The organism is Streptomyces sp. NPDC048248, from assembly GCF_043201875.1.
Taxonomy (GTDB): Bacteria; Actinomycetota; Actinomycetes; order Streptomycetales; family Streptomycetaceae; genus Streptomyces.
Genome location: NZ_JBICZL010000006.1, coordinates 133,862 through 155,203, shown reverse-complemented (window position 1 = coordinate 155,203; position 21,342 = coordinate 133,862). Strand labels below are relative to the sequence as shown.

The 21,342-nt window shown below is 71.6% G+C and carries 21 protein-coding genes; 5 read left to right on the top strand and 16 right to left on the bottom strand.

Annotated features, from left to right (window positions below; all coding sequences use genetic code 11):
• Window positions 1-299: 299 nt before the first annotated feature.
• Both ACGFZW_RS14365 and ACGFZW_RS14360 read right to left on the bottom strand, forming a co-directional pair.
• Window positions 300-1,421 carry a PucR family transcriptional regulator gene (locus ACGFZW_RS14365; protein ID WP_393893400.1) on the bottom strand — a complete coding sequence of 374 codons (1,122 nt, stop codon included), beginning with the start codon at window positions 1,419-1,421 and terminating at the stop codon, window positions 300-302.
• A gap of 142 nt (window positions 1,422-1,563) precedes the next feature.
• Complete coding sequence (locus tag ACGFZW_RS14360) at window positions 1,564-3,510, bottom strand: NAD-binding protein (protein WP_393893677.1); 1,947 nt, start codon at window positions 3,508-3,510, stop codon at window positions 1,564-1,566.
• Window positions 3,511-3,839: 329 nt separating this feature from the next.
• Here ACGFZW_RS14360 and ACGFZW_RS14355 point away from each other — a divergent pair, with 329 nt between their 5' ends.
• Window positions 3,840-4,508 carry a potassium channel family protein gene (locus tag ACGFZW_RS14355; RefSeq protein WP_393893399.1) on the top strand — a complete coding sequence of 223 codons (669 nt, stop codon included), beginning with the start codon at window positions 3,840-3,842 and terminating at the stop codon, window positions 4,506-4,508.
• Window positions 4,505-5,182: a potassium channel family protein gene (locus ACGFZW_RS14350; RefSeq protein WP_393893398.1), complete on the top strand. Its 678-nt coding sequence runs from the start codon at window positions 4,505-4,507 to the stop codon at window positions 5,180-5,182. The genes ACGFZW_RS14355 and ACGFZW_RS14350 overlap by 4 nt, the downstream gene beginning before the upstream one ends.
• A gap of 100 nt (window positions 5,183-5,282) precedes the next feature.
• Here ACGFZW_RS14350 and ACGFZW_RS14345 read toward each other — a convergent pair whose 3' ends face one another.
• The 4 genes from ACGFZW_RS14345 to ACGFZW_RS14330 form a co-directional block, all read right to left on the bottom strand.
• A complete protein-coding gene (locus ACGFZW_RS14345; RefSeq protein WP_393893397.1) occupies window positions 5,283-6,128 on the bottom strand; it encodes a DUF3159 domain-containing protein in 846 nt (281 codons plus the stop codon).
• Window positions 6,129-6,131: 3 nt separating this feature from the next.
• A complete protein-coding gene (locus ACGFZW_RS14340; protein WP_362711830.1) occupies window positions 6,132-6,530 on the bottom strand; it encodes an OB-fold nucleic acid binding domain-containing protein in 399 nt (132 codons plus the stop codon).
• Between the two features lie 100 nt (window positions 6,531-6,630).
• Window positions 6,631-7,314 carry a response regulator gene (locus tag ACGFZW_RS14335; protein WP_393893396.1) on the bottom strand — a complete coding sequence of 228 codons (684 nt, stop codon included), beginning with the start codon at window positions 7,312-7,314 and terminating at the stop codon, window positions 6,631-6,633.
• Between the two features lie 79 nt (window positions 7,315-7,393).
• Window positions 7,394-9,949, bottom strand: a complete 2,556-nt coding sequence (locus ACGFZW_RS14330) for a DUF4118 domain-containing protein (protein ID WP_393893395.1) — start codon at window positions 9,947-9,949, stop codon at window positions 7,394-7,396.
• Between the two features lie 253 nt (window positions 9,950-10,202).
• Here ACGFZW_RS14330 and ACGFZW_RS14325 point away from each other — a divergent pair, with 253 nt between their 5' ends.
• Window positions 10,203-10,742 (top strand): GNAT family N-acetyltransferase, encoded by a 540-nt coding sequence (locus ACGFZW_RS14325; protein ID WP_393893394.1) that lies wholly within the window; start codon window positions 10,203-10,205, stop codon window positions 10,740-10,742.
• A gap of 144 nt (window positions 10,743-10,886) precedes the next feature.
• Here the strand turns inward: ACGFZW_RS14325 and ACGFZW_RS14320 are convergent, their stop codons facing one another.
• The 4 genes from ACGFZW_RS14320 to ACGFZW_RS14305 form a co-directional block, all read right to left on the bottom strand.
• Entirely contained in the window at window positions 10,887-12,065 is a 1,179-nt protein-coding gene (locus ACGFZW_RS14320; RefSeq protein WP_393893393.1) for an alginate lyase family protein, read from the bottom strand.
• A gap of 557 nt (window positions 12,066-12,622) precedes the next feature.
• Complete coding sequence (locus ACGFZW_RS14315; RefSeq protein ID WP_393893392.1) at window positions 12,623-13,390, bottom strand: DUF3710 domain-containing protein; 768 nt, start codon at window positions 13,388-13,390, stop codon at window positions 12,623-12,625.
• Between the two features lies 1 nt (window position 13,391).
• Window positions 13,392-13,913 (bottom strand): dUTP diphosphatase, encoded by a 522-nt coding sequence (gene dut, locus ACGFZW_RS14310; RefSeq protein ID WP_393893391.1) that lies wholly within the window; start codon window positions 13,911-13,913, stop codon window positions 13,392-13,394.
• Window positions 13,910-14,512, bottom strand: coding sequence for a PaaI family thioesterase (locus ACGFZW_RS14305; RefSeq protein WP_393893390.1), 603 nt, complete (start codon window positions 14,510-14,512; stop codon window positions 13,910-13,912). Before ACGFZW_RS14305 ends, dut begins: the two co-directional genes overlap by 4 nt.
• 58 nt (window positions 14,513-14,570) lie before the next feature.
• Between ACGFZW_RS14305 and ACGFZW_RS14300 the strand changes: the two genes are divergently transcribed.
• On the top strand, window positions 14,571-15,014 hold the full coding sequence (locus tag ACGFZW_RS14300; protein WP_393893389.1) for a DUF3093 domain-containing protein: 444 nt from the start codon (window positions 14,571-14,573) through the stop codon (window positions 15,012-15,014).
• A 44-nt stretch (window positions 15,015-15,058) separates the two neighbouring features.
• Here ACGFZW_RS14300 and ACGFZW_RS14295 read toward each other — a convergent pair whose 3' ends face one another.
• From ACGFZW_RS14295 to ACGFZW_RS14280, 4 genes are all read right to left on the bottom strand, one after another.
• Complete coding sequence (locus ACGFZW_RS14295; RefSeq protein ID WP_393893388.1) at window positions 15,059-15,922, bottom strand: hypothetical protein; 864 nt, start codon at window positions 15,920-15,922, stop codon at window positions 15,059-15,061.
• 15 nt (window positions 15,923-15,937) lie between these two features.
• Window positions 15,938-16,240, bottom strand: a complete 303-nt coding sequence (locus ACGFZW_RS14290) for a DUF4193 domain-containing protein (protein WP_393893387.1) — start codon at window positions 16,238-16,240, stop codon at window positions 15,938-15,940.
• Window positions 16,241-16,818: 578 nt separating this feature from the next.
• The gene (locus ACGFZW_RS14285) at window positions 16,819-18,081 is read right to left on the bottom strand and encodes a sensor histidine kinase (RefSeq protein ID WP_393893386.1); all 1,263 of its coding nucleotides are present in this window, start codon (window positions 18,079-18,081) and stop codon (window positions 16,819-16,821) included.
• A gap of 6 nt (window positions 18,082-18,087) precedes the next feature.
• Entirely contained in the window at window positions 18,088-18,741 is a 654-nt protein-coding gene (locus ACGFZW_RS14280; protein WP_393893385.1) for a response regulator transcription factor, read from the bottom strand.
• A gap of 323 nt (window positions 18,742-19,064) precedes the next feature.
• Here ACGFZW_RS14280 and ACGFZW_RS14275 point away from each other — a divergent pair, with 323 nt between their 5' ends.
• Complete coding sequence (locus tag ACGFZW_RS14275) at window positions 19,065-19,241, top strand: hypothetical protein (protein ID WP_393893384.1); 177 nt, start codon at window positions 19,065-19,067, stop codon at window positions 19,239-19,241.
• A gap of 61 nt (window positions 19,242-19,302) precedes the next feature.
• Here the strand turns inward: ACGFZW_RS14275 and ACGFZW_RS14270 are convergent, their stop codons facing one another.
• Window positions 19,303-20,118, bottom strand: coding sequence for an inositol monophosphatase family protein (locus tag ACGFZW_RS14270; protein ID WP_393893383.1), 816 nt, complete (start codon window positions 20,116-20,118; stop codon window positions 19,303-19,305).
• Window positions 20,119-20,164: 46 nt separating this feature from the next.
• The gene (locus ACGFZW_RS14265) at window positions 20,165-21,319 is read right to left on the bottom strand and encodes a ferrochelatase (protein ID WP_393893382.1); all 1,155 of its coding nucleotides are present in this window, start codon (window positions 21,317-21,319) and stop codon (window positions 20,165-20,167) included.
• Between the last annotated feature and the right edge of the window lie 23 nt (window positions 21,320-21,342).

Here is a 21,342-nt window from a genome sequence, read left to right as displayed (position 1 = left end):
GTCGGCGACGATCAGCAGCACGGAACGGAACGGTGCCGCTCGCAGGCCGACACGGCCAAAGGTGCCTGGTCCGTGGCGGTCATACAGCGGCTGTACCGCCGATGACGTGCTGCTTTGTCGATGTGCTGATCCTGCCGGTGCGGTGGGGGCGCGCGCATTGCAAGAACCCGGCAGTCTTAACGCACCTTTGATGTCCTGCTCCCGACGCACAGGTCCGCGGCCTCGCCGTCCCGCCGGCCACACCGGTATCGCCGCGGGCCCGGCGCACCGACCCAGCGGCGCCCGCCTCCCCCGCCGCCCTAGAGCGGCTTGTCGGGCCAGCCGAGCAGCCGCGCGCCCAGCGCCGCGGTCTCCAGGGTGAAGCGCTGCAATCCGTCGGCCGGGTCGTAACCCGTGAGGATCTTGATGCGGTCCAGGCGGTAGGAAAGGGTGCGCACGCTCACCTTGAGCCGGCGGGCCGCCTCGGCGTTGACGTAGCCGGCCGCCGCGCACGCGCGCAGCGTCTCCAGCAGCGGCCCCGCCCCGCCGCGGCTCCGGGTCAGGGGCTCCAGCACGGTCCGTACGAGATCGGCCATGGCGGCGCGGTCACGCAGCAGCACAGGGAAGACCAGCAGATCCGCTGCGCGCAGCACCGGCTCGGTCAGCTCCAGCTGCTCGGCCAGTTCCAGGGCGGACAGTGCCTCTTCATAGGAGCGCACCACACCCCCGGCACCGGAATGCGGCCTGCCGATGGCCACCCGCCCGGCGCCCGGCTGCCGCCCGTCGACGCGCTGCGCGCCGGCGGCGAAGGCGTCCAGGACGCTGCGCTCGCTGCTAGCGCCGACGCAGATCAGCCGTCCTCCCTTCGTGGTGATCAGCACATCGCGGTCGCCGAAGCGGCCGATGAGTTCGCGCTCGACCCGCCGGGCGACGGGGTGGACGTCGTCGAACGGCTCGTCGCCCTCGGCGACCGCGACGGCGTGCTCATGGGCAAGCCGCAGTCCGAACCGTTCCGCACGCTCGGCCAGCCGGCCCAGGTCGCTGCGCCCGTACAGCAGATCGTCGACGAACTCGCGCCGGGCGGCCTCCTCCTGACGCACCGCCAGCCGTTGCGCGCGCTCGTGGCCCTCGCCGAGTGCCGCGATGGCCGCGTCGACGGCGCCCAGCACCGCGTCGCCGGTCCTGACGTGATCGGCGACGCCGGACGCCCGCGCGACGCCCGGCAGGGTGCCCCACGCCCGGCGGGTCTCCCCCAGGAACAGGCCGACCAGTTCGCGCAGGCCGTGGCCGGCCTCGGCCGCGCGCTCGCCCAGGTCGCGCAGGGCGTCGAGTTCGGGGCGGCGCGGCAGACGGCCGGTCAGGGAGACCTCGCCGAGGAGCGCGGCGTACCCGTCGACGAAGTCGGCGGGGAGGGGGGCGGCGGAGGCGCTGTGTCGGTTCATCGGACGCCGCCGCACACCGCAAACGCACCGACCGTCCGCGGCGACCGCCGCAACAGCCGAAGCCGCTCTCCGCCGTTCACGCCCACCACGTCGCGCACTCCTCGCACCCTGGAATTGCCGGGTCCCGGCCACCGGGACGGGGTCAATCCTGCCGGATCCCGGCAGTGTGCGGACGCCGGGCCAGCAGATCGCCCAGACCCTGGCGGGTCGCGGCCAGCAGAACGCGGTCCTGTGGGCGCAGGATGTAGTCGTCCCCCAGCTCGTGGACGAGGCGCGCGGGTTCGCGCTCCTTGCCCTGCGGCGGCGGTGCGGCGGCGGTGTTCGGCGCCGGTTCGTCGGGCGCCGAGTTGTCGACGGCCAGCACCCTCAGTCGTCCGGGGCGGAGCACCTGAGCGATGGTGCGGCCCTCAAGGGCTCGCTGGCCGCGCACTTCGACACGGGCGACCAGCAGCACCCGGCGCTCGACGGGGATCGCACCGAGGATCTGACGGCCCATCATGGCGCCGGCGAAGGCGGGCGCGGCCAGGAAGGAGACGCTGCGACTGCGGGTCAACGCCCCGGGGTGCGCGGCGCGCAGCGTGCGGTAGACGGCGGTGGCGAAGCGGTCGTCGAACAGCCGCAGCGTCACCCGCAGCCGGGGCTTGACCGACCGCGCGTACAGGGCGGCCTCCAGGTTCGTGGTGTCCTCGCTGGTCAGGGCGAGCAGTGTCCGTGCCCGGTCGACCTTGGCGGCCTCCAGGACACCTTCTTGGGTGACGTCCCCCAGGACCGTCGGCACTCGCAGCCGGCGGGCCAGTGCGACGCCCCGCGCCTCGGGGTCGGACTCGACGCAGACCACCGGGATGCCCATCTCGTGCAGCCGGGCCAGTACGCGGGTGCCGACCTTGCCGAGTCCGAGCAGCACCACATGCCCCGTCAGGCCGCGCGGGGGGCGACGCAGCGCGGAGGCGCTGCGGAAGGTGCCGAGCCCCTCGAACGCCGCCGCGACCAGCACCGGCAGGAGCAGCAGCCCGGTCAGGCCGGACAGGAGTTGCAGCACCTTGCGTGCGGGTGAATCGCCGATCGCGGGGTCGTTGATGCCGAAGAGGTCGAGCAGGGAGAGATAGGCGGCGTGCACCGGGTCGTCGCCTGTGGTCAGGGAAGAGGCGACGGCAAGCGCCAGCACCGCGCCGATGACGCCGCCCAGCGACCAGCGCAGCCGGCGGGAGAATAACGAGGTGAGTGGGGCTCCGCGCCCCCGAAGACCGCCGGGACGCACCGGGCGGCCGGTGTAGGAAACGGTCTCCAGGACGACGGTGCCGCAGCCCTCGGCGGCCGCGATCGCCGCGTCGTCCGGCAGCAGTACGGGCCCCTCGTCACCGGCGGCGGGGCTCGGCACCTCCGCCGGGTCGGTGGCCGAGGCGGAGAGCAGCGCCAGGGTGCACAGTCCGGGCTCACCGGGCCGGCCCGGCGGCACCGGCATCCGCTCCACGGCCCGCAGCATCAGGCCGTCCGCCTCGATGACCTTGCTGGTGCCGGCGACGGCGGTGGCCGCCAGTGCCGGGGCGACGGTGTCGGCGTCGGAGAGCACCGTGGTGGAGGCATCGACGCTCTCGGCGTCGTCGGTGCCGAGAGCCGCGACGGCCGCCGCCTGGTCGAGCAGTTCCTCTAGGTGCTGGCCCAGTTTGCGGTTGTAGAGCCGGATGACCAGACGCAGGCGGGGGTTGAGACGGCGGGCGCGCAGCGCGGCGTGAATATTGGTCTCGTCGTCGTCGTAGACGAGTGCCAGCGCGCCCGCCTCGGGGACGCCGGCCGCCATCAGCGCGGCGTCGTCGGCCTCCGCCGCCTCCAGGATCCGCAGCGCTTCCTCGGGCGGCTCGCCGTCGTCCGCGTCCGCCTCGGCCGCCAGCGGCGAGGTACGGGCCATCGCCGCCGACACCCGGCCGATCAGCGCGGTGGCTCTGCCCAGTCCGCCGCGCGCCGGTGGCGGGATGCGTGGCCGGTGCGGCTCCCGTGCCGAGGGCACGACGAGGGTCACCCGTTCGCGGTAGAGGTCGCGGAGTTCGGCGGCGAGCCGGTGCGCGAGCGCATCGTCACCGCAAATCACCATGTGCGGGGCGGGAGAGCCCTGTTGGGGCTGCTGAGGCAGGTTGGGCACACCTCGTAGCGTGCCTTACCGGCGCACGGCGGCGCAGCCCGGCGCGGGAGAAGCCAGCAGCGCCCCGGCCGACCGCACCCGACGAGCGCCGACCGCGCCCCCTACCAGGGACGGCAATACAGCTACGGTTGTACCGGACCGCGGTGCACCCAACCCGCCCGTTGACGCACCAGGTCACTGTCGCGAGCCGTAGCTTCGTGTCGCCGGTACTGGGAGAAGAAAGTAGTGAGCAGGGTGTTTGTGCAGGTCAGCGCGCTAGTCCAGGGCACGGGGTAATCAGCATGCACATCGTCATCATGGGGTGCGGTCGCGTGGGCTCCGCGCTCGCGCAGACCCTGGAGAGCCAGGGGCACACCATCGCGGTGGTCGACCAGGACCCGACCGCGTTCCGCCGCCTGGGCTCGTCCTTCGGTGGCCGCCGGGTGACCGGCGTCGGCTTCGACCAGGACACGCTGCGTGAGGCGGGCATCGAGGAGGCGGGCGCCTTCGCCGCCGTCTCCAGCGGCGACAACTCCAACATCATCGCCGCCCGGGTGGCCCGCGAGATGTTCGGCGTGGAGAACGTCGCGGCCCGGATCTACGACCCGCGCCGCGCCGAGGTCTACCAGCGCCTCGGCATCCCCACCGTCGCCACCGTCCGCTGGACGGCCGACCAGATGCTGCGCCGGCTGCTGCCGTCGGGTGCCGAGCCGCTGTGGCGGGACCCCAGCGGCGCCGTCCAGCTCGCCGAGGTGCACACCTCGCCGGCCTGGGTCGGGCACAAGATCAGCACGCTGCAGGAGGAGACCGGCGTCCGCGTCGCCTTCCTCACCCGGCTGGGCGAGGCGACGCTGCCCACCTCGCAGACGGTGCTGCAGGAAGGCGATCTGGTGCACGTGATGATGCGCACCGACGACGTCGAGACGGTCGAAGCGGCATTCGCCGAAGGTCCTGAGGAGGCGCACGCATGAGGGTCGCGATTGCGGGCGCGGGTGCGGTGGGTCGTTCCATCGCCGGCGAGCTCCTGGAGAACGGTCACGAGATCCTGCTCATCGACAAGGCGCCGACCGCCATCTCGGTCGAGCGGGTGCCGCTCGCGGAGTGGCTGCTGGCCGACGCCTGCGAGATCACCTCGCTCGACGAGGCGGCCTTGCAGCGCTGCAACGTCGTCATCGCGGCGACCGGCGACGACAAGGTCAACCTCGTCGTCTCGCTGCTGGCGAAGACCGAGTACGGCGTGCCGCGGGTGGTCGCCCGCGTCAACAACCCGAAGAACGAGTGGCTGTTCAACGAGGCCTGGGGCGTCGATGTCGCGGTCTCCACGCCGCGCCTGATGTCGGCCCTGGTCGAGGAGGCGGTGAGCGTCGGCGACCTCGTCCGGCTGCTGCGCTTCAGCCACGGCGACGCCAACCTCGTCGAGCTCACGCTGCCCCCTGAGGCGGCTCTGGCGGGGACCCGCGTCGGCGATGTGGAGTGGCCCGTGGACACCTCGCTGGTCACGATCATCCGTGGTACGCGGGTGCTCACGCCCAACAAGGAGGACGCGCTGGAGGCGGGCGACGAGCTGCTGTTCGTCGCGGCCCAGTCGCGTGAGGAGCAGCTGGAGGACCTGCTGTCGATGCGCCGCGAGGACGCCTCGGACTGAGTCCGCGCCGAAACGGCCGAGGCCCCTGGGACCAGTGGTCCCAGGGGCCTCGTGCGTGGCGACGAGCGCGGCGAAGGCGGCCCGGCGGTGGCCGGACGCCTCAGCGGCGGTGGCGCGGACCCTCCGCCGGCCGCTCGGCGACCGCCTCGGGCGTGATGCCCTGCGACAGGTCGTCAGCGACCCGGCTCAGCACCTTGCGCTCCTCCTCGGCCTGCTCCGCCTCCTTCTCCTTCGCCTCCATCTCCGCGAACACGTCGATGGGCGGCGGCGCCTTCGCCAGGAAGACCCAGGTGAGGTACACCGCGAGCAGGAACGGTGGAATCTTGAGCGCGATCAGCACCCAGCCCAGCTGAGAGGTGTTCGCCCACCAGTACAGCGGGAAGAGGATCGCGCACTTGGCGAGGAGGATCAGGCCCCACGCCCAGCTGGCCTTGGCGTACGCCTTCTTCCGGCCGGGATTGCGGGTCCGCCAGGAGAGGTTCTCCTTGAAGACCGGGCCCAGGATCAGGCCGATCAGCGGGACGCCCGCGAGCGTGGTCAGTATGTAGGCGAGGGCCAGGCCGAGCGTGTAGAGCATGCCCGGCAGGTAGAAGTCCTTGGCGTTGCCGGTCATCATCGCGAAGACCACGCCGAAGGCGACCCCGAAAACACCGCTGAAGGCGTGCTTGACGGTGTCCTTGCGGACCAGCCGTACCGCCGCCATCACCAGCGCGACGGCCAGCGCCGCGATCGCCGAGAGGTGCAGGTCCTTGTTGATCGTGTAGATCGTGACGAACAGCAGGCCGGGGAGAACGGTCTCCACCATGCCGCGTACGCCACCGAACGCTTCGAAGAGCGCCGCCTCGGTGACGGCTCTGCCGTCGGCGTCCTCGCCCGCGCCGGAGGCGGGCGGAGTGGACGAATGATCTGCGGAAGCGTCAGTGGTCGGTCGGTCGTGAGACGTCACCGGCTACTCCTGTCCGAGCGGTCGGAGTTCGTACTTCGGGTTGAAAAGCACCCGGCGCCCGTGGCTCATGGAGACCCGGCCCGAGGCGATGAGCTTACGTCCCGGCTCTATCCCGACGATGGAGCGGCGTCCGAGCCACACCACGTCGAGGGCGGCGGAGCCGTCGAACAGCTCCGCCTCCAGCGCGGGCACACCGGCGCGCGGCCGCAGCGTCACATGCCGCAGAGTGCCGGTGACCTTGACTATCTGGCGATCGTCGCAGTCGCAGATACGGGTACACCCCGTCGCCTGCGTGTCCTGCTGCAGCTCAGCGCTCTGCAGCTCCTCCTCGGAGGAGGACAGCCTGTCGAGCATCCGGCGGAAGCGACCGGCCGGCTTCTCGGATCGGGTCCCAGCACTCATAACCCCAGCGTACCGGTGCGCCCGCTGGTCCATCACTGTCCGCACACCTCCTCCCCAGCGCCGCGCCCGTCCTCCGCACGGGCGTCACCCGTCGGCGACGTCACTGCTCGAACCGGTAGCCCATCCCCGGCTCGGTGAGGAAGTGCCGGGGGTGCGAGGGGTCGCTCTCCAGTTTGCGGCGGAGCTGGGCCATGTAGACCCGCAGATAGTTGGTCTCGGTGCCGTACGAGGGGCCCCAGACCTCCTGGAGCAGCTGCTTCTGGCTGACCAGGCGGCCCGCGTTGCGCACCAGGACCTCCAGCAGATGCCACTCGGTGGGCGTCAGCCGGATGTCCCGGCCGTCGCGGTTGGCCTTCTTCGCGGCGAGGTCGACGGTGAACCCCTCGGTCTCCACGATCACGTCGTCCCCGGCGGGCCCGGCCGGCTCGGCCCTGCGTACGGCCGCCCTCAGCCGCGCGAGCAGCTCGTCCATCCCGAAGGGCTTGGTGACGTAGTCGTCCGCCCCCGCGTCCAGCGCCTCCACCTTCTCGTCGGAGGTCTGCCGGGCGGACAGCACCAGGATCGGCACCCGTGTCCAGCCCCGCAGCCCCTTGATCACCTCGACGCCGTCCATGTCCGGCAGACCGAGGTCGAGGACGATGACGTCGGGATGGCGCGCGGCGGCCAGCTTGAGGGCGGTGGCCCCGTCCGGGGCCGCGTCCACCTCGTACTTGCGCGCCTTCAGGTTGATCACGAGGGCGCGGACGATCTGCGGCTCGTCATCGACCACAAGCACCCGGTTCACTGGCGTTCTCCTCGTGGGGTCGGTTCCCGCCGGTCGGTGCCTGCGGGGTGTGGGGTGGGGCCGGGTACGACGGCCGGGATCATGTGATGGCCTGCGCCGGAAGGGCGGCCGGGGCCGCCGACGGGCCGGCCGCCGCGCGCAGCGTCAGGACCATCGTCATCCCGCCGCCCGGGGTGTCCTCGGCGGCGAGGGTGCCGCCCATCGCCTCCGCGAAACCGCGGGCGACGGCCAGGCCAAGGCCCACACCCGCCCCGCGAGGCGCGTCACCGTAGCGCTGGAACGGCTCGAAGATCCGGTCCTTGGCGCTGTCGGGGACGCCCGGCCCGCGGTCCGCGATCCGCAGCTCGACGCGGTCACCCAGCGCACTGGCCGCGACCAGCACCGCCGCGCCCTCCGGGCTGTACTTCACGGCGTTCTCGACGAGATTGGCGACCGCGCGCTCCAGGAGCCCCGGGTCGACCGCGACGATCGGCAGTTCCTCGGGGATGTCGAGCGTGACACTGCCTTCCGGGACGCCGCCCAGCGCCATCGGCACCACCTCGTCGAGGTCCGTTTCGCGGATCAGCGGTGTGACCGTGCCGGTCTGCAGGCGTGACATGTCCAGGAGGTTGCCCACGAGGTGGTCGAGCCGGTCCGCGCCCGCCTCGATGCCTGCCAGCAGCTCGCTCTCGTCCTCCTCGGACCAGGCGACGTCGTCGGAGCGCAAGGAGGTGACGGATGCCTTGATGCTCGCCAGGGGGGTTCGCAGATCGTGGCTGACCGCGGCAAGCAACGCGGTCCTGATCCGGTTGCCCTCGGCCAGCTCCCTCGCCCGCTCCGCCTCGCCCACCAACCGCTGCCGGTCCAGTACGACGGCGGCCTGCGCGGCGAACGCGGCCAGCACCCGGCGGTCCTCTGCCGGCAGCACCCGGCCGGACAGGGCCAGCGCCATGTGGTCGCCGACGGGCATGTCGACGTCCGCGTCCTCGGGACGCAGCAACGCATTGCCATCGGGTGCCTCGCCCACCCGGCCCGCGCAGGTCCACGGGGTGACGTCGCTGCTGCGCTCCAGCAGGGCCACCGTGTCCATCCCGAAGGTCTCCCGGACGCGCTCCAACAGGGCGTCCAGCGTCGTCTCGCCGCGCAGCACACTGCCCGCGAGGAAGGAGAGGATCTCCGACTCGGCACGCAGCCGTGCCGCCTGCTGGGTGCGGCGGGCGGCGAGATCGACCACGGAGGCGACCGACACGCCCACCGCGAAGAAGATCACGATGGCGACGAGGTTCTGGGGGTCGCTGACGGTGAGGGTGCGGGTGGGAGGCGTGAAGTAGTAGTTCAGGAGCAGGGAGCCGACCGCGGCCGAGGCCAGCGCCGGCCAGCGCCCGCCGAGCAGCGCCGCGATCACGGTCAGGAAGAGGAACAACAGCACGTCGTTGGCCAGGCCGGGGCCGTTCTCGACGCCGGTGAGCAGCACCGAGAGCAGCGCGGGGCCCGCCACGCCGACGAGCCATCCGGCGACGGTCCGCGCCCGGCTCAGCCGCGCCCCGCGGGCGACCGGCAGCCCCCGGCCCTTGGCGACCTCCTCGTGGGTCACGATGTGCACATCGAGGTCCGGCCCGGAATCCCGGGCGACGGTGGCTCCCACGCCCGGCCCGAAGATGTACTGCCAGGTCTTGCGTCGGCTGGAGCCCAGCACGATCTGTGTGGCGTTCACCCCGCGCGCGAACTCCAGCAGGGCGTGGGGGATGTCGTCGCCGATGACGTGGTGGAACGTTCCGCCCAGGTCCTCGACCAGGGTGCGCTGCACGGCGAGTTCCTTGGGCGAGGCGGAGGTCAGCCCGTCGCTGCGGGCGATGTACACGGCGAGCACCTCGCTGCCCGAGCCCTTGGCCGCCATCCGGGCGGCGCGGCGGATCAGCGTACGTCCCTCGGGCCCGCCGGTGAGCCCGACGACGATGCGCTCGCGTGCCTGCCAGGTGGAGCGTATGGAGTGCTCGGCGCGGTACTGCTGCAGATACTCGTCGACCCGGTCGGCGACCCACAGCAGCGCCAGTTCGCGCAGCGCCGTGAGGTTGCCGGGCCGGAAGTAGTTGGAGAGCGCGGCGTCGACCTTGTCGGAGCGGTAGATGTTGCCGTGCGCCATCCGGCGGCGGAGCGCCTGTGGCGACATGTCGACCAGTTCGATCTGGTCCGCGCGGCGGACGATCTCGTCGGGGACGGTCTCCCGCTGGCGGACGCCCGTTATCGATTCGACGACGTCGCCCAGCGATTCGAGATGCTGGATGTTGACCGTGGACACCACGTCGATCCCGGCCGCGAGCAACTCCTCGATGTCCTGCCAGCGCTTGACGTTGCGCGATCCGGGGACGTTGGTGTGGGCCAGCTCGTCCACCAGCGCGACGGCCGGCTCGCGCGCGAGGACGGCGTCCACGTCCATCTCGGTGAAGGTCGTGCCGCGGTGCTCCAGCTCCCGTCGCGGGATCGCCTCGAGCCCGGCCAGCATCACTTCGGTACGGGTCCTGCCGTGGTGCTCGACGAATGCCACCACGACGTCCGTGCCGCGCTCCACGCGCCGATGCGCCTCGGACAGCATCGCGTAGGTCTTGCCGACGCCCGGTGCCGCACCGAGGTAGATCCGTAGCTTGCCGCGTGCCATGGCCCCATTGTCTTACGTTGTCCTGCGTTGACTTGGGTGAAGCGCCTCCCCCGGCGGGCTGCCTCGGATCCGACACTACCGACCCGGTAACGGGACGAATGGGGTGAACGGCGGCCGGGCCCCCGGTCTTGACGCGACCCTGATACGGCCGGGCGGGCTTCGGGTTTCCGCCGCACGCACCCGGCCCGCCCGGTGGGCAGTCCCTGCCGCGCCCGCGGAAACGCCGTCGTCAGGGCGCGCCTCGGCTGCGAGGATGACGCGCATGACCGAGGTACGCATCGCCCATACCGCCGATCTGGACGCCGCCGGCCTCGATGCGGCCCGCGCCCTGCTCTACGACGTCTTCGACGACATGACCGCGGAGGACTGGGACCACGCGCTCGGCGGCGTGCACGCGCTGATCCACGAGGGCGGCGAACTGATCGGGCACGCGTCCGTGGTCCAGCGCCGACTGCTGCACGGCGGCCGGGCACTGCGTTGCGGGTACGTGGAGGGTGTGGGGGTCCGCGCGGACCGGCGTGGACGCGGACACGGCGCGGCGCTGATGGCGGCCCTGGAGCGAGTGGTGCGCGGTGCCTATGAGCTCGGCGCGCTGGGCGCCTCCGACGAGGCCGCGGACTTCTACGCGGCACGTGGCTGGCAGGTGTGGCGCGGCCCGTCCTGGGCGTTCACCCCCGATGGCATCCGCCGCACGGCCGACGAGGACGGCTCCCTCTACGTCCTGCCGGGGGCCGTACCCCTCGACCTCGACGGCGACCTCATCTGCGACTGGCGCGACGGCGACGTCTGGTAGCGGAATCGGCCGGAGGTATGGATCCCGACTGCGGCCGGGGGCGGCGGAGGTGGGGCCGAGCGGCCCCGCCTCTGCGCGGTCCCGTCCGGCCCCGACCCGCCCGGCACTCCCACGTGCGGGCGGGCATGAGGTCCCCGGCGCGACTCAGCTGGGGTTTTCGGCGTGCGTGAGCGTCTCCCAGGCGACGAAGAGGTTGTTGGAGCCTGCGGGCCGCTGCTGCCCGGTCAGCTTCTGCGTGTTGGTCATCTCGTGGCCCATCCGGTTGTGCAGGGCGTTGTAGCCGACCTCGGTGACCGGCCCCAGGCCCCGCTTGACGCTGCCGCCGCACAGCCAGGACGGCGGGGCGGTGCCCAGCTGGTAGGTGGAATGGAAGCCGAGCGCGTGGCGCAGCCGGTCGGCGACCTCGGGGTAGAGGTCCTGGCCCTGGAGGCGGGTGGTCTCGGCGATGTGGGAGATGGCCGACAGACCGTATCCGGTGTGGGTGAAGTCGCGGCAGGTCTCCTGACTGAGTCCGTCCACGAAGGTGGACTGCCCCTGCCAGTACTTGATGATCTTGTCCCGGCTGTCGAGGCCGCTGCCCGGGGCGGTCTTGGGCAGAGCGCCGTCCGACTTCAGATAGATGTACGCGGGCACGCGGGTGCGGAACTTCGCGATGGCCTTGTCGTAGGACGCCTTGTCCTCGATGAAGACCGAGATGCCGACGGCCGCCTCCATCATGCTCAGTTCCCAGTTCCCGTTGCTGTGCGAGCCGTTGATGACCTCCGGCAGGTACACATCGCGCAGCATCCCGGCGAAGCGGTCCACCCGGTCCTCGGGCCAGCCGTCGTAGGTGTACCGGATGATCTCGGCGGCCCGCGGCCAGGAGGAGCCGGCCCAGCCGGTCTGCAGCGGGGCGTTGCTGTTGGTGTGGTCCTTGAGGGTGGCGGACCAGGCGTCCATGAGCGCGATGGCCTTCTCGGCGTACTTGCTGTCGCGGGTGATGTACCAGGCCAGCGAGAGGGTGTACGCGGCGAGGGCGTCCTCGCGTTCGTCGGTGCAGCCGTGGTTGGGGTCGGAGTAGGAGCCGCACTCGACGACGGCGCGCGGCTTGGGGGTACGGGAGAGCGAGGCGTACTTGCTCGCCATCATGCTGTCGTAGGCGCTCTTCCAGGGCTGGGCGCCGGAGTTGACCTTGCTGCGGGTGAGGTCGAGCTGTGCGGTCCCGACGAGGACTCCGGGGTGGGTGAAGGCGGCCGGGGCCGCGGAGGACGGGCCGCCTATGAGGAGGCCGGCCGTGAGGGCGCCGAGCAGCGCGCCGGCGACCAGGGTGAACTTTCTGCGCATGGGGGGTGTGCCTTCCTGTCGAGATGCTCGATGAAGGAGAGCTGTTCTCGTACATGAACGACAAGCGTTGACATGAACACCTGCGATGGCTGGCGAACGTAAGGGCAAGCACGCGCGCCGTCAAGGCCCGGCGTCAATGTCGCGCGACCACAACCACCCTTCACGGCGGGCCCGTTGAGCGGCCGAGGCGCGATCCATGCTGCGCAAACCCGCGCACCACCTGCTGGGAAGGCGAAAACGGGCGGCCCCCGGGAAGATCTCCCGGGGGCCGCCCGATCGACGCCTGGTTCCGGCACACCGCCCGCCACCGTTCGGCGCGCGACTTCCGTCAGCCCGGCGGCCAACTCCACGCCCATGACCCACGGTTCACCCATGAAACCGAAGACGCGCCCGCCTGCCCCCTGCCCCCTGCCCCCTGCTACAGGACGTCGCTGCCCCGGCCTGACCGCAAAAAGCCGAAAAGGGCCGCACCCCCTCAGGGAGTACGGCCCCTCGTAATGCTCACGTCGAGCCGTCGCCCGGCGCTCCGTGCGCCCGCGCGGCCCTCGCGGGTCGAGTCAGCGGATCTCGGTGATCTCCGGTCCCCGCTCCAGCCTCTCCACGCCACCGCTGAAGCGCGAGCCCTCGGCCGGCTCCTGCTGCACACCGTCCGGCACCATCTGGGCGTCGTCCGGCAGCTTCAGGACGATCGGGTCACGCGGCGCCATCGGGGCGTCGCCGCGGATGACGACGGTGTCCAGGAAGATGTGTTCCAGGATCCCGGCAGCCTGCGGCTGCACCGCCCCCTGCCCGGAGATCACACCGCGCAGGAACCACCGCGGACCGTCGACGCCGACGAAACGCACGACCTGGACGCCGTTCGTCCCGTCCGGCAGCTGTACCGGCACCTGCGCGCGCAGCTCCCAGCCCAGCGGGCCCTCGACCTCGTCGATGATCCCACCCTGCTGGGTGATGCCGGAGGCGATCTCCTCGCGGACCTCGCCCCAGATCCCCTCGTTCCTGGGGGCGGCGAACGCCTGCAGCTGCACGGCGCTGTCCTGCAGCACCACGGTCGCGGCGACGATCGCGTCACCGGCGACCTCCACCCGCAGCTCCATGCCCTCGACGCCGGGCACGAACATGCCACCGAGGTCGACCCTGCCCTCGCCCGGGTCCTTGACCTCGGACACGTCCCAGGGACCGTCCGGCCGCGGCGCGGGCGGGAGGTTGAGCCGCTCACCCGTCGCCTCGTCCTCGTCGGCGTCGCTCACCGCTTCCTCCTCGGCGAGCGTCGTGTCCTCCGCCGACTCTTCAGGAGCCTCGTTCTTCTTGCGACGTCCGAACACGTCACTGTCCTTCCCGGTCGGCACCGACCGATGCGTATCCATTCCCGCCCGTGGAGCCGCCCACCGCCGCATGGCCGCCGGTGGAACCGAATCCCCCCTCGGCCCGCGCCGAGCCGGGAAGTTCCGCCACCTCGTGGAAGCGCACCTTCTCGACCTGCTGGACGACCAGTTGGGCGATCCGGTCGAGCCTCTCGAACCGCACGCTCTCGCGCGGATCCAGATTGACCACGATCACCTTGATCTCCCCACGGTACCCGGCATCCACCGTCCCAGGGGCATTCACCAGTGCCAGTCCGCAGCGGGCGGCGAGGCCCGACCGGGGGTGCACGAATGCGGCGTAGCCGTCGGGGAGCGCGATCGACACTCCCGTGGGGAGGACGGCGCGCTCCCCCGGGGCCAGTTCGGCGGCCTGCGTGGTCACCAGATCCACGCCGGCGTCGCCCGGGTGCCCGTAGGACGGGACGGGCACGTCCGCGTCCAGCCGCCGCAGCAGCACGTCCACCGGATTGCGTACCTGGGTCACGGGTTCACCTCGAAAGCACGCGCTCGCTTGAGCTGGTCCGGGTCGGCCATCGCCGCCTGGATCTCCTCGGGCCGTCCGTTGTCGATGAAGTGGTCGACCTTCACCTCGATGAAGACGGCCTCCGCACGCACCGCGACCGGCCCGTCGGCGCCGCCTATCCGCCCCACGGCCGTGGAGTAGATCTTCCGGCCGTGCACCGCCGTGACCTGCGCGTCCAGCCGCAGCAGCGTGCCCACCGGCACCGGTCGCACGAAGTCGGTCTCCAGCCGGCCGGTCACCGCGATCACCCGCAGCAGCCAGTTCAGCGAGCCGAGCGTCTCGTCCAGCGCGGTGGCCAGCACACCGCCGTGCGCCAGGCCCGGAGCGCCCTGGTGGGCCTCCTTGACGGTGAACTCTGCGCTCACGCTCACACCGTCACCGGCCCGCGCCTCCAGGTGCAGGCCGTGGGGCTGACCGTCGCCGCAACCGAAGCAGCGGTCGTAGTGCGCGCCGAGGAGTTCTCCGGGCGCCGGCGCATCGGGATGCCGGACCGGAGCGACGGCGTCCTTCGGTGGCGTCAGCCGCGGCGGTTCCGTCCTCGTTCTGTCAGTTCCACTCACGAGTGCAGACCCTACCCGCGCGCGTAGGGGGCCCGCGCCGCCGTGCCAAGCTGGAGCCATGCAGTCGTACGAAGAACGCCTCACCGCGCCCCGCTCCTGGTGGGTGATCGCGGCCCTGATCGGTGTCGCCTGTGCCCTGATGCTGCTCCCGCTGGGGACGCTGCCGATGCTCGGCGGGCTGATCGCCGGGGCCGCTGCGGCCGCGGTGGCGGTGAGCGCGTACGGCTCGGTGCGCGTCAGGGTGGTGGGCGACGCGCTGATCGCGGGCGACGCGAAGATCCCGGCGTCGGCGCTGGGCGAGGCACGGGCTCTGGACGCCGACGAGGCGCTGGCCTGGCGTACGCACAAGGCCGACGCCCGTGCGTTCATGCTGCTGCGGGGCTATGTGCGGACCGCGGTGCGGGTGGAGATCACGGATCCCCAGGACCCGACGCCGTATGCGTATCTCTCGACGCGGGAGCCGGAGCGTCTGGTGGCGGCACTGACGGCCGTACGCGCCTGATCTGACGGCTTCACGCGCCGGAGGGGCCCCGCGGGGGGCGGGGCTCAGCTGCCCGCTGCGGGGAGGTCCGTCCCTGCCCGTCTGCCGGTCGGCAGGATGCGGGGCGCGGAGTCGGGGAGGGCGTCCCAGGGAATCTGCCGGGGGCGCAGGTCCTTGCGGATCTTTTCCGCGAGTTTGCCGGTGTCCCGGCGGTTCATGAACGCGCCGACCGCGGCGCCGATCATGAACGGGGTGAGGCTGGGGAGGTTGCGCAGGGTGCGCTTCATGATCTGCTGGCGCAGTTCCCGCTTCATCTGCCCGCCGAGCGCGATGTTCAGCGACGCGGGGTTGGCGATCTCGATGCCGCGTTCCTCGGTCCAGGACGTCAGATAGGCCATCCCGCGCTGCGTGCGACTGCCTGCGGGCCTCAGGCCGTAGACCTCGTGCAGCTCGGCGATCAGCTTGATCTCGACCGAGGCGACTCCGACGACCTCGGCGGCCAGTTCGGCCGGCATGGCGGGAGGCGTGGGCAGCATCGCTGCCGCGCCGATGCTCGCGCCGACGGTGCCGGTGCCCCGCCGGGCGCCCGCGACGAGCTTGTCGGCGAGTTCCTCGGGGGTCAGACCGGGGAACTGCGCGCGCAGGGTGGCGAGATCGCGGACCGGGATCCGCGGGGTGACGTCGATGATCCGGTCGGCGATGGCGGCGAGACCGGCGCGCGCGCCGCTTCCGCCCTTCTTGGCGCCACGGCCGAAAGCAGCCGCGAGCGAGGCCGTGCGGCCTCGCTCCTGCAGTGGATCGGTCGTCCGCTCCGCGGGGAGGGCGGTCGGGTCGGCGGGCACGGGCGCGGTTTCCTCGCGTGATCGTGCGCCGGCCGCCGAGCCTTTCTCGCCCTTGTGGCCCTTACGGAACGGGTTCACGCCTGCCACGGCGTCGACCGTTCCTCAGGCCGCGCAGTCGCGGCAGATCGGCTGGCCGTTCTTGTCCTCGGCAGCGAGCTGGCTGCGGTGGTGCACCAGGAAGCAGCTCATGCACGTGAACTCGTCCTGCTGCTTGGGCAGCACGCGCACGGCCAGTTCTTCGTTGGACAGGTCGGCGCCGGGGAGTTCCAGGCCCTCGGCCTGCTCGAACTCATCGACGTCGACGGCCGAGGTGGACTTGTCGTTCCGCCGGGCCTTCAGCTCTTCGATGCTGTCCTCGTTGAGGTCATCATCTGTCTTGCGTGGGGTGTCGTAATCCGTAGCCATTAGTCGCTCTCCCCCTCTGGGTGTCTGCGGTGTCTCAGCGCTCGTAACGCGTGAGAGGCCGGACTTGTGCCCGACCTGAGGCGGAGATTTTGCCTCACATCAAGGTCTGTTACTCAATCGACACCCAACCGCGCCTCTGAAGAGGCGATCGGTTTGGATGCGATCAGGACCGTACACGGTCCGAATGTCGCACCTCGCGCAGCCCATCCCGTGTACTTCCCGTGATCAGGGCCCCGGGAAACCCGGATTTTCCCGGCTTTCCACCGGGAGTTTCGATCACGGAGCGTAGATGGCCGGAAAAGCGCACCTGTGAGGGATCACACACGGTCGGACCGGTGGGTGGACCACCCGAATTCCGCGCAAAGCGAACTTGGGCGAAGGATCCACGCCCACCCGCCGCCACGTCAAACCGGGAGGCGAGGTGATGTACGGGCGTTCGGCGGGCGACTCTACGCACAGATGTCCGAGGTCACCCGCGCGCCCCCGCCGAGCCTCCACGGGCCGCACAGCCCCTCTGCGGCCCCTGCTGGGCTGTCCCGCGAGGCTCCCGGAACGGGAGCCCCCGGGGAAACCCACGCTCAAAGCGGCAGGACGACCCGCATCACGAGTCCGCCGCCCTCGCGCGGCTCGGCCGTGATGCTGCCGTCGTGCGCCCGCACCACCGAGCGCACGATGGACAGCCCGAGCCCCACGCCCTTGTCGCTGCCGGTGCGCTCCGTACGCAGGCGCCGGAACGGCTCGAAGAGGTTCTCCACCTCGTAGGCGGGGACCACCGGGCCGGTATTGGCGACGACCAGGACCGCGCAGCCGGGCTGCGGATCCGTGGTGACCTCCACCCAGCCCGCCTCGGGGACGTTGTAGCGCACGGCGTTCTCCACGAGGTTCAGCGCGATCCGCTCCAGGAGCACCCCATTGCCCTGGACGAACACCTGCCGGCGCACTCCGCGGAACTCCACGCCCCGGCCCTGCGCCTCCTCGCGGGTCTGGTCGACGGCCTGCGAGGCGACCTCGGCCAGGTCGACGGGCTTCTTGTCGACGATCTTGTTCTCGCTGCGGGCGAGCAGCAGCAGGCCCTCCACCAGCTGCTCACTGCGCTCGTTGGTCGCCAGCAGCGTCTTGCCGAGCTGCGACAGCTCGGGAGAGGCGTCCGGGTCGGCGAGCTGGACCTCCAGCAGGGTGCGGTTGATCGCCAGGGGTGTGCGCAGCTCGTGCGAGGCGTTGGCGACGAAGCGCCGCTGCGACTCGAAGGCCCTGTCGAGGCGGTCGAGCATCTCGTCGAAGGTGTCGGCCAGCTCCTTGAGCTCGTCGTCGGGCCCGCCCAGCTCGATCCGGCGGTGCAGATCGGAGCCGGCCACCCGCTGGGCCGTGCGCGTGATGCGGCCCAGCGGCGACAGCACGCGCCCCGCCATGGCGTAGCCGAAGGCGAAGGCGACCACGGTCAGGCCGAGCAGGGCCAGCAGGGAGCGGTTGAGGAGGCTGTTGAGCGCCACCGCCCGCTGGTGCTCCAGGCAGCTGTTGACCGCCTCCTGAAGCATCTGCCCGGAGGTCTCGGTGGGCAGATCGCAGATGTCACTGGTGGACTGGAACTTGCCCCCGAGAATCTTCAGCGGCAGCGCACTGCCGTCGTGCAGTGCGTCCGCGGCCAGCATGTAGATGATCGTCAGCAGCACGATGCCGGCCATCAGGAACATGCCGCCGTACAGCAGGGTGAGCCGTATCCGGATGGTCGGGCGCAGCCAGGGGAACGGCCGGACGTGCATCGGCCTGGGGTCCCAGGTGGGCTTGGGCGGGGTGCCGGGCGGCGGGGCGGACGGCTTGGAGAACGAGGGCAGGGAAGGCATCGCCGGTCAGATCCGGTATCCCGACCCGGGGACCGTCACGATCACCGCGGGTTCGCCGAGCTTGCGGCGGAGCGTCATGACCGTGACCCGGACGACGTTGGTGAAGGGGTCGGTGTTCTCGTCCCACGCCTTCTCCAGGAGCTGCTCGGCTGAGACGACCGTGCCCTCGCTGCGCATCAGCACCTCCAGCACCGCGAATTCCTTGGGCGCGAGCTGGACCTCCTTGCCGTCCCGGAAGACCTCGCGGCGATTGGGGTCGAGCTTGATACCGGCCCGCTCCAGGACGGGCGGCAGGGCGACGGTCGTACGCCGCCCCAGCGCGCGCACCCGGGCGGTCAGCTCGGTGAAGGCGAAGGGCTTGGGGAGGTAGTCGTCCGCGCCGATCTCCAGGCCCTCGACGCGGTCGCTGACGTCGCCGGAAGCGGTCAGCATCAGCACGCGGGTCGGCATCCCCAGCTCGACGATCTTGCGGCAGACGTCGTCACCGTGGATCAGCGGGAGGTCGCGGTCGAGGACCACGACGTCGTAGTCGTTCACCTCGATCCGCTCCAGGGCGGCAGCGCCGTCGTAGACCACGTCGACGGCCATTGCCTCCCGGCGCAGTCCGGTGGCCACAGCATCGGCGAGCAGCTGCTCGTCCTCGACGACGAGAACACGCACGTCGCTAGTCCTTCCTCAGAGCCCGTTCGGGCAGGTGTAACCAAAGGTCATGTCACAGAGCCCTTCCATCCTGCCCCGAAGAGCCATAAACCGGCGGTAAGGGGGGTGCGAGGGGGTGGAGGGCGGCCCCCGTCGCTCGATTGCCAGATTTCTTCTACGCGTTGAGGTTTCCCTGAGGTGGCACAGGGGGAGGACGATTGCACACCCGCGATCACGCCCTGTACGGCGCTTTGTCACGACCGATCCACCACAGGGACCACGCCGTGATCGACCCACCCGTCGGCACTCCCCTGTGCCACCGACCCACGACGAGGGGGCGCACCATGGACGCGTTCACCGCAGGCATTCTGCAGCGCATACGGAACACCGAAGCTGATCTGGACAGGGCCCGCGCGACGGGCGACGACTTCCTCGCCGAGGTCGAGCAGGCAGAGCTCGAGGACCTGCAGCGCCTGGCGACCGAGCACGGAGTACACGTCGGCGCGGCGACGCCCGCCTGACCTTCCGGCCGCACAGCGCCCCGGCACCCAGTGGACGGTGCCGGGGCGCTGTCGTGTCCGGTCAGTCGTGCCAGGCGCCGAGTTCGTCCAGCAGGGGCTGGAGCCGCTCGAAGAGCGCAGGGGCCGCGGCGACGGTCAGCTCGTGGGAGGCGGGCTGCCCGGGGCGTCCGCCGGTGAGCGCGCCCGCCTCGCGGGCGATCAGCACGCCGGCGGCCAGGTCCCAGGGGTTCAGGCCGCGCTCGTAGTAGGCGTCGACCCGGCCGCATGCCACGTCGCACAGGTCGATGGCGGCCGAGCCGCCCCGGCGGATGTCGCGGACCTGCGGGATCAGGGTGCGCAGCACCTCCGCCTGGCCGGCCCGGCGCTCGGCGAGGTAGCCGAAGCCGGTCGCGACGAGCGCCTGGGACAGCGGTGGGGCGGGCCGGTGGTGCAGGCGCTCCCCGTTGTTGAACGCGCCACCGCCCACGACGGCCTGGTAGGTCTCGCCGCGCATCGGGGCGGCGACGACGCCGACGACCGTCTCGCCGTCCCGCTCCGCGGCGATGGACACCGACCAGGACGGCAGGCCGTAGAGGTAGTTGACGGTGCCGTCGACCGGGTCGATGACCCAGCGCACACCGCTGCTGCCGGGGACGCTGGCGCCCTCCTCCCCCAGGAAACCGTCGTCCGGCCGGTGTTCCGCGAGGAAGCCGGTGATCAGCTTCTCGGAGGCGATGTCCATCTCGGTGACGACATCGATGGGGCTGGTCTTGGTGGAGGCCACGCCGAGGTCGGCGGGGCGGCCGTCGCGCAGCAGGGTGCCGGCGCGGCGGGCGGCTTCCAGTGCCAGTTCCAGAAGTTCGTCGTTCAACGGGTCGGAGTGCAGCGGGTCGGGCACGATGCTCCTTGCTCGGCGAGCGGTGGTCGGGTGGGCGGGCGTCGCCCTACGCGGGGGCTTCGGCGACCGGGCCCTGCCGGTCGGCGCCGGCCGCGGCCGGGCGGGGCGCCCGCGCGGGACAGCAGCCGACCGGGCACAGGTCGTGGGAGGCCGCCAGGGCACCCAGGGCGCAGCGCTCCGGAGCGTGGCCCCGTTCGGTGGCCGCACGCTCCAGGAGGAGGTCGCGGACGGCGGCGGCGAACCGCGGGTCGGCGCCGACGGTGGCCGATCGGGCGACCGGCAGACCCAGCTCGGCCGCCTTGGCGGTGGCCTCGGTGTCGAGGTCGTACTTGACCTCCATGTGGTCCGAGACGAAGCCGATGGGGGCCATGACGACGGCGGGGGCGCCCTCGCGGTGCACCTCCTCCAGGTGGTCGCAGATGTCCGGCTCCAGCCACGGGATGTGCGGTGCGCCGCTGCGGGACTGGTAGACGAGCCGCCAGGGGTGGTCCACACCGGTCTCGGCACGCACCGCGTCCGCGATCGTGCGTGCCACGTCCAGGTGCTGGGCGACGTAGGCGCCGCCGTGGCCGTCCCGGGTGTGGTCCTCGGGCGTCCCGGAGGTGTCGGCCGCGGCGAGGGGGATGGAGTGCGTGGTGAAGGCGAGGTGCGCGCCGGACCGCACGTCCTGGGGCAGTTCTGCCAGCGAGGCCAGCACGCCGTCGATCATCGGGCGGACGAACCCGGGGTGGTTGAAGTAGTGCCGGAGCTTGTCGACCCGGGGCACCGGCAGGCCCTCGGCCCGGAGTTCGGCGAGCGCGTCCGCGAGGTTCTCGCGGTACTGCCGGCACCCGGAGTACGACGCGTAGGCGCTGGTCGCCAGCACGGCGATACGGCGGTGGCCGTCGGCCGCCATCGTGCGCAGGGTGTCGGCCAGGTAGGGCGCCCAGTTGCGATTGCCCCAGTAGACCGGCAGGTCCAGGCCGTGCTCGGCGAAGTCCTTGCGCAGCGCGTCCAGCAGCTCGCGGTTCTGGGCGTTGATGGGGCTGACGCCGCCGAACAGGAAGTAGTGCTGACCCACCTCCTTGAGGCGCTCTCGCGGGATGCCGCGGCCGCGGGTGACGTTCTCCAGGAACGGGACGACGTCGTCGGGGCCCTCGGGGCCTCCGAAGGACAGCAGCAGCAGGGCGTCGTAAGGACGTGAATCGCACTGTTCGGGCATGTCATCGATCCTGCCACCCCGGC